This is a genomic window from Streptococcus oralis, assembly GCF_002386345.1.
Taxonomy (GTDB): domain Bacteria; phylum Bacillota; class Bacilli; order Lactobacillales; family Streptococcaceae; genus Streptococcus; species Streptococcus oralis_S.
The window spans coordinates 1,844,758-1,856,930 of sequence record NZ_CP023507.1 but is presented as its reverse complement, the minus strand read 5'-3'; the positions used below and the strand labels follow the sequence as shown (position 1 = coordinate 1,856,930).

The window sequence follows — 12,173 nt, the reverse complement described above, 5'->3', positions numbered from 1 at the left end:
TGGTCAATCTTTTTCTGTCTTAGATAAATTTCGTCTGTGATTATAGATCCCAAAAAGAAGAAGGGCAGTTAGTGAGCAGGCTGCTCCAATAACAAAACCATTGGGGATAAAGGAAAGTGTAATGGTGCCTTTTCCTTTTGGAACATCAACTTTCATAAAACCAGTTTGAGCCTGCTTGATTTCAAGTTTTTTCCCATCCTGGTATGCAGACCAACCTTTGTCATAAGGAATAGTGAAGAAAATAGAGGTATCTTGTTTTACTTCATATGTAGCAAAGACTTTATTTTTAGAGGTGTATACTTCTACAGGTTGTTCTTTAATCTTTTGGATTGCTTCAGTTAGGGCCTGAGTATCTAAACGATAGAAGGTTGGAGATTCAAATGACACCTGAGAATTTCCAGGGAAACTAACACTGATATTGAAAGTTTTTTGTTCTTCAGTATAACCCAAATTAAAGAAATTAAATGCATTGTCAGTTGTAAAAGTCTTCTTTTCTCCATTGACAATGATGTCAACTTTCTTTTGCTTATCGTTTGTAAAATGAAGATTTGAAAAAGAGAGATAGACTTGACTATTTTGAGGAACCTCAATTTGATAATCAATCTTTGCATCTTCATTAGCAGAACCTGTGATGCTCGTTAAACCATCTGAAGTATCTGTTTTATCATATGCTATTTGGGAGAAGTAATCTAAGTTGAGATTAGCAAGCTGGTTTATAAATAAAGCCTGATTATCTAGAGTGTGATTGTTAAAGTTTACATCTGTGTAAATAGATTGAGTGGCAAAGGCAATGGGTAAAGAGAGTTGATTTTTATATAAGGTTAAATGATCCTTTTGATAAATCTCTTGAAAGCCATACTTATCAAGTGAAGTTTCAGAAATATTGTATTGGATTCCAAATAAACTGTCTGCTAAAAGACTGTTATTTGCATAACGGAGATTGAGGTTGGTTCCAGAGGATTTGAATCCCAGTTTATCCAAACTAGTGCTAGCTGAACGATTTCGTACAGACGAAAATTGAGAGATTCCATTGTAGTTAAATTTCATACTGTCATTTCCGGTCTGAATTTGCAGTTTTTCAGTACGTGTAAATGGATTGTCAATTTGGTTTAGAATGGATTCCATAGCGGTGATATCTCTATTATAGGCACTACGAGAAGCAAAGGCCCATTCTTTAGCTATTCCTTCCATTTGAGATGAAGCATTTAAGCTTATCTCAACTGTTATAAATAAAGACAAAAGAATTGCAAATAGATTTATAGAGATAAATTTTCTAATGACTGCAAGAAGTAAAAGAGCATAAACTAGTAGAAATTCAAGAGTGAGTAGGATATTCAAATCTGTTAGAAAAGAATAGTGTGATTTAAAATAGACAGTAGCCAAAAATCCTGTTAGTACAAGAAAAAGTGAGACAAATAGATTCCATAGCTTCAGTTCTTTCAGACGATTTAAGACTTCTGCTGCAGTATAAATTAACAGAGTGGAAAAAATCCAAGCATAGCGATGCAAAAACATATTTGGAGTATGCATCCCTTGCCAAAATAAATCAAGTGCTTCTATGTAAAAGCTTGTTATTAAAAAAGTAAAGAAAAATGCATAGGTAAGTTTCACGTGAAACTTTATGGATTTTATTGTGAAAAATAGAATGGTTAAAATAAAGGGAAGCAATCCAACAAAAATCATTGGTATAGATCCATACTTAGTTGTATCAAAAGATCCAATGAATTGTTTTGCGAAAATATCCAGATACCAGCTACTATCTGTCTTTAATTTTGTGATGGTAGTCAACTTCTCACCGTGAGTTTGTAAATCAAACAGTGTAGGAAGAGTCATAATCAAACTAGTCATTCCAGCTAAAAAGGAGGTAACAACAAAATCAAGAAAAGATGATTTTCGAGTTTTAAAGTCCCAAGAAATTTGGCAGAGATACCAGAAAATAAGAAACAATACTGTCATATACCCAAAATAATAATTTTGAATAAATAAGATTGACAAACTTGTAAAGTATAGTAGGCGCTTCTTTTGTGTTATAAGTAGGTATAAACCAGTTATAATTAAAGGAATCAAGATAAAAACATCTAGCCAGGTTTTTATCTCTAACTGACTAACGGTAAAGCTCATTAGAGCATAGGAAGTAGATAAGGCAAGTTTTAAAAATTTTGGGATATCTTTAAATAATCTAGTCAAACTAAAGAAGGTTGACAGACCAATCAATCCAAATTTTAAGAGAGTGGTCAGATAAACAGCATCTGGCATATTCGACAGATTAAAAAAGTAAACCAGAGGTGAGAGAAAACTACCCAAGTAATAACTAGATAGAGCATAGAAATTCAGTCCGAGGCCACTTGTAAAGGTGTAAAACAAACTACCATTTCCATGTAAAATATTTCGTAAAGCCACATCAAAAATAACGTATTGATGGAAACCATCTCCTAATAGTGGAGATGTATCACTATTCCAGTAGATACCTTGAGTGAGGTATACTCCAGTCATAATTACTAAAGGAATGATGAAAGAAACAAAATAGGTCCAATATGTTTTAAAAAATGATTTCATGTTACCTCGTAGAATGATAGAAAACTCAGTTGGTTACCCCAACTGAGTTTTGAAGTCTTATTTAATCTTTCCAAAGTTCTTTAACTTTTGCTTGTACTTCTGCATTTTCTAGGAATTCATCATAGGTTTCATCGATACGATCAATGACGCCATTCTTAGACAAAACAATGATATGGTTTGCCAAAGTTTGAATGAACTCGTGGTCATGACTGGCAAAGATGATTGATTCTTTAAAGTTTTTCAATCCATCGTTCAAGCTTGAGATAGATTCCAAGTCCAAGTGATTTGTTGGATCATCAAGTACAAGGACATTTGATTTCAAGAGCATGAGTTTTGAAAGCATGACACGTACTTTTTCTCCCCCTGACAAGACGTTTACAGGTTTGTTAACCTCATCTCCAGAAAAGAGCATACGACCAAGGAAACCACGTAGGAAGGTATTGTCATCTTCTTCTTTACTTGCAAATTGACGCAACCAGTCAAGGATTGACTCTCCTCCTGCAAAATCAGCCGAGTTGTCTTTTGGCAAGTAAGAACGGCTAGTAGTAACTCCCCACTTGACAGTTCCTTCATAGTCGATGTCACCCATAATTGCACGAATTAATGCAGTCGTTTGGATGTCATTTTGTCCAATCAGAGCTGTCTTATCACCTGGACGCAAGATGAAACTAATATTGTCTAGAATAGTTTCACCATCAATCTTTACAGTTAGATTTTCTACTGTCAAGAGATCATTACCAATCTCGCGTTCTGCTTTAAAGTTGATAAATGGATATTTACGACTAGATGGCACAATCTCTTCTAATTCAATCTTGTCAAGCATTTTTTTACGAGACGTTGCTTGTCTTGACTTAGAAGCGTTGGCAGAGAAGCGAGCAACGAATTCTTGCAATTGCTTAATTTTTTCTTCTGCCTTGGCATTACGGTCTGCTAGCAATTTAGCAGCAAGCTCAGAAGATTCCTTCCAGAAGTCGTAGTTTCCGACATAGAGTTTGATTTTTCCAAAGTCAAGGTCGGCCATATGAGTACACACTTTGTTTAAGAAGTGACGGTCGTGGGATACTACAATAACGGTGTTATCAAAGTCAATCAAGAAGTCTTCTAGCCAAGTAATAGATTGGATGTCCAACCCGTTGGTCGGCTCGTCCAAGAGAAGAACGTCTGGTTTGCCAAAAAGTGCTTTAGCAAGGAGAACCTTCACTTTTTCACCATTGGCCAATTCGCTCATGTTTTGATAGTGCAATTCTTCTGGAATGTTTAGGTTTTGAAGTAATTGAGATGCTTCACTTTCTGCCTCCCAACCTCCAAGTTCAGCAAATTCACCTTCGAGTTCGGCTGCACGAACACCATCTTCATCGGAAAAATCTTCCTTCATGTAAATGGCATCTTTTTCTTTCATGATGTTGTAAAGTTTTTCATTTCCCATAATGACGACATCAATAACTCGCTCGTCTTCATAGTCAAAATGATTTTGACGGAGAACAGAGAGACGTTCATCTGGACCAAGAGAGATGTGACCAGTTGTTGGCTCGATATCACCAGCTAAGATTTTTAAGAATGTAGACTTCCCAGCACCATTAGCACCAATCAATCCGTATGTATTTCCTTCTGTAAATTTGATATTGACATCATCAAAAAGTTTGCGATCACTAAAACGTAGTGAAACATCAGATACTGTAAGCAATGTTTTTCTCCTATAATATGTAATATATTTATTCTACTAGAAAAGAGAGAAATATTCAAATTTTTGTTTGTCAATTTTATGTCAATTAAGTTTACAGGTCTGTTTACAATGAGTTAGTTGTTTGATTTAAATAATTTTCTGTTATTTTAACAAAAAAATGCTATAATTGAAGAGACAATTTCGAAGGAGAAAAAAATGACGAAACCCATTATTTTAACAGGAGATCGCCCAACAGGAAAACTGCATATTGGACATTATGTTGGGAGTCTTAAAAATAGAGTATTACTGCAGGAAGAAGACAAGTATGACATGTTTGTTTTTTTGGCGGACCAACAAGCATTGACAGATCACGCCAAAGACCCTCAAACGATTGTAGAATCGATTGGGAATGTTGCCTTAGATTACCTAGCAGTTGGATTAGATCCAAGTAAATCAACTATCTTTATTCAAAGCCAAATTCCAGAGTTGGCTGAATTATCTATGTACTATATGAATTTGGTGTCACTAGCTCGTTTGGAACGGAATCCGACAGTAAAAACAGAGATTGCTCAAAAAGGGTTTGGAGAAAGTATTCCGACAGGATTTTTGGTTTATCCAATTGCGCAAGCAGCAGATATTACTGCCTTCAAGGCTAATTATGTTCCTGTTGGGACAGATCAGAAACCAATGATTGAGCAAACTCGTGAGATTGTTCGTTCCTTTAATCATGCTTATAATTGTGAGGTCTTGGTGGAGCCGGAAGGTATTTATCCAGAAAATGAGAGGGCAGGGCGTTTGCCAGGTTTAGATGGAAATGCTAAAATGTCTAAATCCCTTAATAATGGTATTTATCTAGCTGATGATGTGGATACGTTGCGTAAAAAAGTCATGAGCATGTATACTGATCCAGACCATATTCGGGTTGAGGATCCAGGTAAGATTGAAGGAAATATGGTTTTCCATTATCTAGATGTATTTGGTCGTCCAGAAGATGCTCAAGACATTGCAGATATGAAAGAACATTATCAACGTGGTGGTCTTGGTGATGTAAAGACGAAACGTTATCTACTTGAAATATTAGAACTCGAACTTGGTCCTATTCGTGAGCGCCGTATCGAATTTGCTAAGGATATGGGAGAAGTGTACAATATGCTTCAAAAAGGTAGTGAAAAAGCGCGTGAGGTTGCGGGGCAAACCCTATCTGAGGTTAAAGGAGCAATGGGACTAAATTATTTTAAATAATAGATAAAATATGAATCATAAAGCTATCTCTTCCATAGGATCACAGGGATAGTTTTTTTATGATTTCTACCATAAATATAATTGACAAATTTTCATAGAATGGTATGATAGATACAATACAAAAAGAGTCAAGCTCAAAAAGAAAGAAAAGAGGAAACTTCAATGTCTAATTGGGATACTAAATTTTTAAAAAAAGGTTTTACCTTTGATGATGTATTGCTCATTCCAGCAGAAAGTCATGTGTTGCCTAATGATGCAGATTTAACAACAAAATTGGCAGATAATCTGACTTTAAATATCCCAATTATAACAGCCGCCATGGATACAGTCACAGAAAGTCAAATGGCTATTGCCATTGCTCGTGCAGGTGGTCTTGGAGTAATCCATAAAAATATGTCTATTGCGCAACAGGCAGATGAAGTTCGTAAGGTAAAACGTTCTGAAAATGGTGTTATTATTGATCCATTCTTCTTGACTCCAGAACACACGATTGCTGAAGCAGATGAACTGATGGGACGTTACCGTATCAGTGGTGTTCCAGTTGTGGAGACACTTGAAAATCGTAAATTGGTTGGTATTCTAACAAACCGAGATCTTCGCTTTATTTCAGATTACAATCAGCCAATCTCAAACCATATGACTAGTGAAAATCTTGTTACTGCTCCTGTTGGTACAGATCTTGCAACAGCTGAAAGCATTCTTCAAGAACACCGTATTGAAAAACTTCCTTTGGTTGATGAAGAAGGTCGTCTTTCTGGCTTGATTACTATTAAAGATATCGAAAAAGTAATTGAATTTCCTAATGCAGCAAAAGATGAGTTTGGTCGTCTTCTAGTTGCTGGTGCGGTAGGTGTCACTTCAGATACATTTGAACGTGCAGAGGCTCTTTTTGAAGCAGGAGCGGATGCGATTGTAATTGATACTGCACATGGTCACTCTGCTGGGGTTCTACGTAAAATTGCTGAAATTCGTGCTCACTTCCCAGACCGCACTTTGATTGCAGGTAATATTGCAACTGCTGAAGGTGCGCGTGCTCTTTATGATGCAGGTGTAGATGTTGTCAAAGTCGGTATCGGACCAGGTTCTATCTGTACTACTCGTGTGATTGCAGGGGTTGGTGTCCCACAAGTGACAGCAATCTATGATGCAGCAGCAGTTGCGCGTGAATATGGAAAAACAATCATTGCTGATGGTGGAATCAAGTATTCTGGAGATATTGTAAAAGCCCTTGCTGCAGGTGGAAATGCGGTTATGCTTGGATCAATGTTCGCTGGAACAGACGAAGCACCAGGTGAAACGGAAATCTTCCAAGGACGTAAGTTTAAGACTTACCGTGGTATGGGATCAATCGCTGCAATGAAGAAAGGTTCAAGTGACCGTTACTTCCAAGGTTCTGTCAATGAAGCAAACAAACTTGTTCCAGAAGGAATTGAAGGCCGTGTTGCCTATAAAGGCGCAGCAGCTGATATTGTCTTCCAAATGATTGGTGGTATTCGCTCTGGTATGGGTTACTGTGGTGCAGCTAACCTTAAAGAACTACATGATAATGCACAATTTATTGAAATGTCTGGGGCTGGTCTAAAAGAAAGCCATCCTCATGATGTACAAATCACTAATGAGGCACCAAACTACTCTATGTAAGTAGTAAAAAAGAACTCCTGATTTTCAGGAGTTCTTTTTGTTTACAAAGTTGTCAATGTTGATTTACAGAAATTTTACCATTTTGAATGTTGAAAATACTAAGGTTTTCTGGCAAGTTTTGTAAGTGGTCTAAACTTGTTGTTGTAATAAAGGTTTGGATAGATTGAGAAATGGTTTCTAGTAATTTTAGTTGCCGTGTATTGTCAAGTTCGCTCATAACATCATCAAGCAGTAGTATCGGAGACTCATTGGTAATACTTTCCATTAGCTCAATTTCCGCCAGTTTTATAGAAAGAACAAGGCTACGATGTTGACCTTGGCTTCCAAAACTAGCATCCATACCATTGATATAAAAAGAAATATCATCTCGATGAGGGCCAACTCCAGTATTCTTTTTAAATAAATCTCTGGATCTGCTTTTATCTAAAGCAATTTTAAAGGAACTTGTTAGCTGTTCTTCATTAGTGAAGTTGACAGATGATTGATAAGATATTGACAGTTCTTCTAATTTATTTGAAATTTCTAAGTGTTTTTTTTGGCCAAATTTCTCTAAGTCTTTAATGAATTTTATCCGATGCTTTATAACGCGACAACCATAATCTATTAACTGATCATCTAAGACTGACAGAAATGTTTCATCAATCTTTTGGCTGGATTTTAGGTAAGTATTTCTCTGCTTGAGTATATGGTTATAGTTTGACAAGTCTGACAAGTAGATTGGTTTAATTTGTCCCAGTTCGATGTCTATAAACTTTCGACGGACAGAAGGTGCTCCCTTAATTAGCTGGAGATCTTCAGGCGCGAAGAGGACAACATTCATATGTCCAATGTAGTCTGATAGGCGCGCTTGTTTTAAGTGATTGACCTTAGTCACACGCCCTTTTGGTGTTAAATCAATTTCTAGAGGGATAGAGCTTGTTTTTTTCTGTAGCAAGCCAGAAAGATGGAGTTGCTCGTTATCAAAATGAATGAGATTTTTATCTGTACGAGTCCGATGACTACGTGTCAAGGCTAAGAAATAGATTGCCTCTAGAATATTGGTTTTTCCTTGTGCATTTTGACCTAGAAAGACATTTAATTTTGGATTGAAATCAATTTTTGCCTCTTTGTAGTTTCGAAAGGTTTTAATTGTTAAATGTTGGAGCCACATGGTTATCTTCCTGGAAAACGTGGAACTTGTTTGGTTTTAGGTGATGAAGAAGTTTTTTGTTTTTCTTTCTTGACACCTTTATTCATCTCTTTGACAAGTTTAGCAATTCGCTCTTTCTCAATCTTATCTGCTTGATACTCTTCTTGCTCTTTTAAACTTGGTTGTGTCAAGGTGATGTCAATCTTTAAATCAGGAATGTCAATCGTATCTCCAACACGAATTTTTTTCCCACGTCTACTTTCTAACTCACCATTAAAGTAAACTTGATGATCCATTAAAAAGGATTTGATAGCACCACCGCTTTGTATAATTCCAAGTTCTTTTAGGAGGGCTTGGAGCGTAATAAATTCTTCAAATAATTTGTATTCCATAATTCACCTCAATCTTTGGTATTATACCATATTTTCCTTGAAATAGCTGAAGGAAAGTTAGTTGAAATGAAAACGGTTTTACTCTTTAAAGCTATAAAGAGAACAAGAAAAATTTTGATTTTCGTGGTATAATAGAACTCTATATGTAAGGAGGTAAGGTATGGAATTAGTGCCTGGAATTTCAGCACATTTTGTTCAATCCAAAAAGTTTAAAACAAATAAAATCACTATTCGTTTTACTGCTCCCTTATCTCTTGAGACAATAGCAGGACGCATGTTAAGTGCAAGTATGTTGGAGACGGCAAATAAAGCTTATCCCACATCACAAGCATTTCGCAGATACTTGGCAAGTTTATATGGAACAGATATTTCCACAAGTGCTTATCGTAGAGGACAGGCACATATTCTTGACTTAACATTTACCTACGTGCGAGATGAGTTCTTGAGTAAAAAAAATGTCTTGACTTCTCGAATTTTGGAATTGGTGAAACAGACTTTATTTGCTCCCTTAGCTCAAGATAGTGCTTTTGAGCCAGCCCTATTTGAAATTGAAAGAAAACAGTTATTGGCTAGTTTAGCTACTGATATGGATGATTCATTTTATTTTGCTCATAAGGAGTTGGATAGCTTGTTCTTCCATGATGAGCGTCTTCAATTGAGATACAGTGATTTACGAAATAGCATTTTAAATGAGTCTCCGGAAAGTAGCTACACTTGCTTTCAAGATGCTCTGAAAAATGATCGTATTGATTTCTTTTTCTTAGGTGACTTCAATGAAGTAGAAATTACAGAATCACTGAAGTCATTACCCTTTACAGCTAGAGAGAACGGCGTCACTATCCAGTACCATCAATCTTATTCGAATGTTCTACGAGAAGGAATGTTTCAGAGGAATGTTGGGCAATCTATTTTGGAATTAGGCTATCATTCTCCTGTAAAATATGGTGATGATGAGCATTTGCCCATGCTTGTGATGAATGGTTTGTTGGGTGAATTTGCACATTCAAAACTTTTTACAAACGTTCGTGAAAATGCTGGAATAGCCTATACAGTCTCGAGTCAATTGGATTTGTTTAGTGGTCTGTTAAGGATGTATGCGGGTATTGATAGAGAAAATCGAAATCAGGCTAGAAAAATGATGAATCATCAATTGCTAGATCTAAAAAAGGGTAACTTTACAGATTTTGAACTTGAACAAACAAAGGAGATGATTCGACGATCTTTGTTGATGGCTCAAGATAATCAACAGACCCTAGTTGAAAGAGTCTATTTGAATGCTCTATTGGGAAAATCAAGCTTTGATATGGATCGATTGGTGGCAAAATTAGATAGTGTTGATAAAGAAGCTGTCTGTAAAGTTGCCAACAGTTTGAAGTTACAAGCGATTTACTTTATGGAAGGAGTAGAATGACAAAGGTTACTTTTGAAGAAAAATACTATCCTGCTGTAAAGGAGACAGTCTATAAAACACAATTGTCAAATGGATTGACAGTTTCTTTACTCCCTAAACAAGATTTCAATGAGGTTTATGGGATTGTAACAGTTCAATTTGGTTCTGTAGATGCAACTTATACAAGTTTGAAAAAAGGTTTACGTCATCATCCAGCAGGAATTGCACATTTTCTTGAACATAAATTGTTTGAAAGAGAAAATTCTGAGGATATAATGGCTGCTTTTACTCGATTAGGTGCGGACAGTAATGCCTTTACAAGTTTTACTAAGACCAGCTATCTTTTTTCAACAATTGATTATCTATTAGAAAATTTAGATTTGCTAGATGAGTTAGTCGGAGATGTTCATTTTACAGAAGAGTCTATTTTGAGGGAACAAGCTATTATCCAGCAAGAACGAGAAATGTACCAAGATGATCCAGACTCACGTTTGTTTTTTGCAACATTAGCCAACCTTTATCCTGATACTCCTTTAGTGACAGATATAGTTGGAAGTGAAAAATCAATTTCTGAGATTCAAGTTTCAAATTTAAAAGAGAACTTTACAGACTTTTACAAACCTGTCAACATGTCACTGTTTTTAGTTGGAAATATTGATGTAAAAGTTGTTGAGGAATACTTTTCGAAAAAGGAAAAGAAGACTCTAGAACAGTTTACAGTTACAAAAGAGCAACTACCCTTACAGCCTGTGAAGCAAACAGATAGTCTTCGGATGGAAGTTTCTTCACCCAAACTTGCTGTTGCGATTAGAGGTAATGGGCAAATAACAGAAGCTGAGTCTTATCGTTACAATATTTTATTGAAATTACTATTTACGATGATGTTTGGTTGGACTTCTGATCGTTTTCAAAGGTTATATGAGACTGGGAAGTTAGATGCGTCATTGTCACTTGAGGTTGAAGTCAACAGTCGCTTTCATTTTGTGATATTGACAATGGACACCAAAGAGCCTGTTTCTCTGTCGCATCAATTTCGTAAAGCGATTCGTCAGTTTAGTAGTGATGCGGATATTACAGAGGAACATTTAGATCTTGTTAAGAGTGAGATGTTTGGGGAGTTTTTCAGTAGCATGAACTCCTTGGAATTTATTGCAACTCAATACGATCCGATGGATTGCGGAGAAACAATTTTTGATTTTCCAAAAATTTTACAGGAAATTACTTTGGAGGATGTTCTAGAAGCTGGACATCGTTTGATTGATAATGGTGATCTAGTTGATTTTACAATCTTTCCAGCTTAAAAGATGACTAATACTAGAAAGAAGGAATGGTACGTATGAGAAAAAAAACAATTGGCGAGGTTCTACGTTTAGCTAGAATTAACCAGGGATTGAGTTTGGAAGAATTACAGGAGAAAACTGAAATTCAGTTGCATTTTCTAGAAGCTATGGAGGCAGATGATTTTGATCAACTTCCTAGTACCTTCTATGCTCGTTCTTTTTTAAGAAAATATGCCTGGGCAGTAGAGTTAGATGAAAGAATTGTTTTGGATGCATATGATTCAGGTAGTATGATCACTTATGAAGAGGTAGATGTCGATGAAGAAGACTTGTCTGGTCGCAGACGGTCAAATAAGAAAAAAACGTCTTATCTCCCCTTGTTTTATTTCGTTCTATTTGCTTTGTCAATTTTAATTTTTGTCACTTACTATGTCTGGAACTACATCCAAACTCAGCCAAGTCCTTCTTCAGCTAATTATAGTGTTGTGAGCTCGACTAGTTCAACCACCTCATCTAGTTCATCTTCTAGTAGTCAGACGTCTAGCTCGTCTTCTACTACGGAATCAACTATTACAGTGTCAGGCGAAGGAAATCGCATTGAAGCTCGGTATAAAACGAGTAAGGAAACTGCTACTGTTCAATTGGCAGTTTCAGATGAAGCTAGTTGGGTTAGTGTTTCAGGAAGTGAGCTGGAGGGTGGTGTGACACTATCCGCAGACAATAAGAATGCAAAAACAATAGTCTCAACTAAGAGTCCCGTTACTATTACTTTAGGTGTAGTGAAGGGAGTTACTGTGACTGTGGACAATCAAACGATTGATACTTCGAAGCTGACAACTCAGACTGGAACTGTAACACTTATATTTACTACAGATTAAGG

The 12,173-nt window shown here is 36.2% G+C and carries 9 protein-coding genes; 5 read left to right on the top strand and 4 right to left on the bottom strand.

The window, feature by feature from the left end; translation table 11 throughout:
• Positions 1-3: 3 nt before the first annotated feature.
• Together CO686_RS09090 and CO686_RS09085 are read right to left on the bottom strand one after the other, a co-directional pair.
• Positions 4-2,556, bottom strand: a complete 2,553-nt coding sequence (locus tag CO686_RS09090; RefSeq protein WP_049550156.1) for a YfhO family protein — start codon at positions 2,554-2,556, stop codon at positions 4-6.
• Between the two features lie 61 nt (positions 2,557-2,617).
• Positions 2,618-4,240: an ATP-binding cassette domain-containing protein gene (locus CO686_RS09085; RefSeq protein WP_000958793.1), complete on the bottom strand. Its 1,623-nt coding sequence runs from the start codon at positions 4,238-4,240 to the stop codon at positions 2,618-2,620.
• A gap of 195 nt (positions 4,241-4,435) precedes the next feature.
• On the opposite strand from CO686_RS09085, the gene trpS reads away from it, so the two are divergent.
• Positions 4,436-5,461, top strand: a complete 1,026-nt coding sequence (gene trpS / locus CO686_RS09080) for a tryptophan--tRNA ligase (protein WP_000165451.1) — start codon at positions 4,436-4,438, stop codon at positions 5,459-5,461.
• Between the two features lie 162 nt (positions 5,462-5,623).
• Positions 5,624-7,102 (top strand): IMP dehydrogenase, encoded by a 1,479-nt coding sequence (guaB, locus tag CO686_RS09075; RefSeq protein ID WP_000073416.1) that lies wholly within the window; start codon positions 5,624-5,626, stop codon positions 7,100-7,102.
• A gap of 52 nt (positions 7,103-7,154) precedes the next feature.
• Here the strand turns inward: guaB and recF are convergent, their stop codons facing one another.
• Both recF and yaaA read right to left on the bottom strand, forming a co-directional pair.
• Positions 7,155-8,252 carry a DNA replication/repair protein RecF gene (gene recF, locus CO686_RS09070; RefSeq protein WP_000266687.1) on the bottom strand — a complete coding sequence of 366 codons (1,098 nt, stop codon included), beginning with the start codon at positions 8,250-8,252 and terminating at the stop codon, positions 7,155-7,157.
• A 2-nt stretch (positions 8,253-8,254) separates the two neighbouring features.
• Positions 8,255-8,623, bottom strand: coding sequence for a S4 domain-containing protein YaaA (gene yaaA, locus CO686_RS09065; protein WP_000455880.1), 369 nt, complete (start codon positions 8,621-8,623; stop codon positions 8,255-8,257).
• A gap of 160 nt (positions 8,624-8,783) precedes the next feature.
• Between yaaA and yfmF the strand changes: the two genes are divergently transcribed.
• The 3 genes from yfmF to rodZ are packed head-to-tail and all read left to right on the top strand — an operon-like array spanning position 8,784 to position 12,171.
• A complete protein-coding gene (gene yfmF / locus CO686_RS09060; RefSeq protein ID WP_000424564.1) occupies positions 8,784-10,034 on the top strand; it encodes an EF-P 5-aminopentanol modification-associated protein YfmF in 1,251 nt (416 codons plus the stop codon).
• The gene (gene yfmH / locus CO686_RS09055) at positions 10,031-11,314 is read left to right on the top strand and encodes an EF-P 5-aminopentanol modification-associated protein YfmH (RefSeq protein WP_000170125.1); all 1,284 of its coding nucleotides are present in this window, start codon (positions 10,031-10,033) and stop codon (positions 11,312-11,314) included. Before yfmF ends, yfmH begins: the two co-directional genes overlap by 4 nt.
• A 35-nt stretch (positions 11,315-11,349) precedes the next feature.
• Positions 11,350-12,171 (top strand): cytoskeleton protein RodZ, encoded by an 822-nt coding sequence (rodZ, locus tag CO686_RS09050; RefSeq protein WP_049501296.1) that lies wholly within the window; start codon positions 11,350-11,352, stop codon positions 12,169-12,171.
• Positions 12,172-12,173 lie beyond the last annotated feature (2 nt).

Bases quoted from the DNA above. Each gene is read 5' to 3' on its own strand.
- CO686_RS09090 (WP_049550156.1), bottom strand. From the start codon at position 2,556: ATGAAATCATTTTTTAAAACATATTGGACCTATTTTGTTTCTTTCATC.
- trpS (WP_000165451.1), top strand. From the start codon at position 4,436: ATGACGAAACCCATTATTTTAACAGGAGATCGCCCAACAGGAAAACTG.
- guaB (WP_000073416.1), top strand. From the start codon at position 5,624: ATGTCTAATTGGGATACTAAATTTTTAAAAAAAGGTTTTACCTTTGAT.
- recF (WP_000266687.1), bottom strand. From the start codon at position 8,252: ATGTGGCTCCAACATTTAACAATTAAAACCTTTCGAAACTACAAAGAG.
- yaaA (WP_000455880.1), bottom strand. From the start codon at position 8,623: ATGGAATACAAATTATTTGAAGAATTTATTACGCTCCAAGCCCTCCTA.
- yfmF (WP_000424564.1), top strand. From the start codon at position 8,784: ATGGAATTAGTGCCTGGAATTTCAGCACATTTTGTTCAATCCAAAAAG.
- yfmH (WP_000170125.1), top strand. From the start codon at position 10,031: ATGACAAAGGTTACTTTTGAAGAAAAATACTATCCTGCTGTAAAGGAG.
- rodZ (WP_049501296.1), top strand. From the start codon at position 11,350: ATGAGAAAAAAAACAATTGGCGAGGTTCTACGTTTAGCTAGAATTAAC.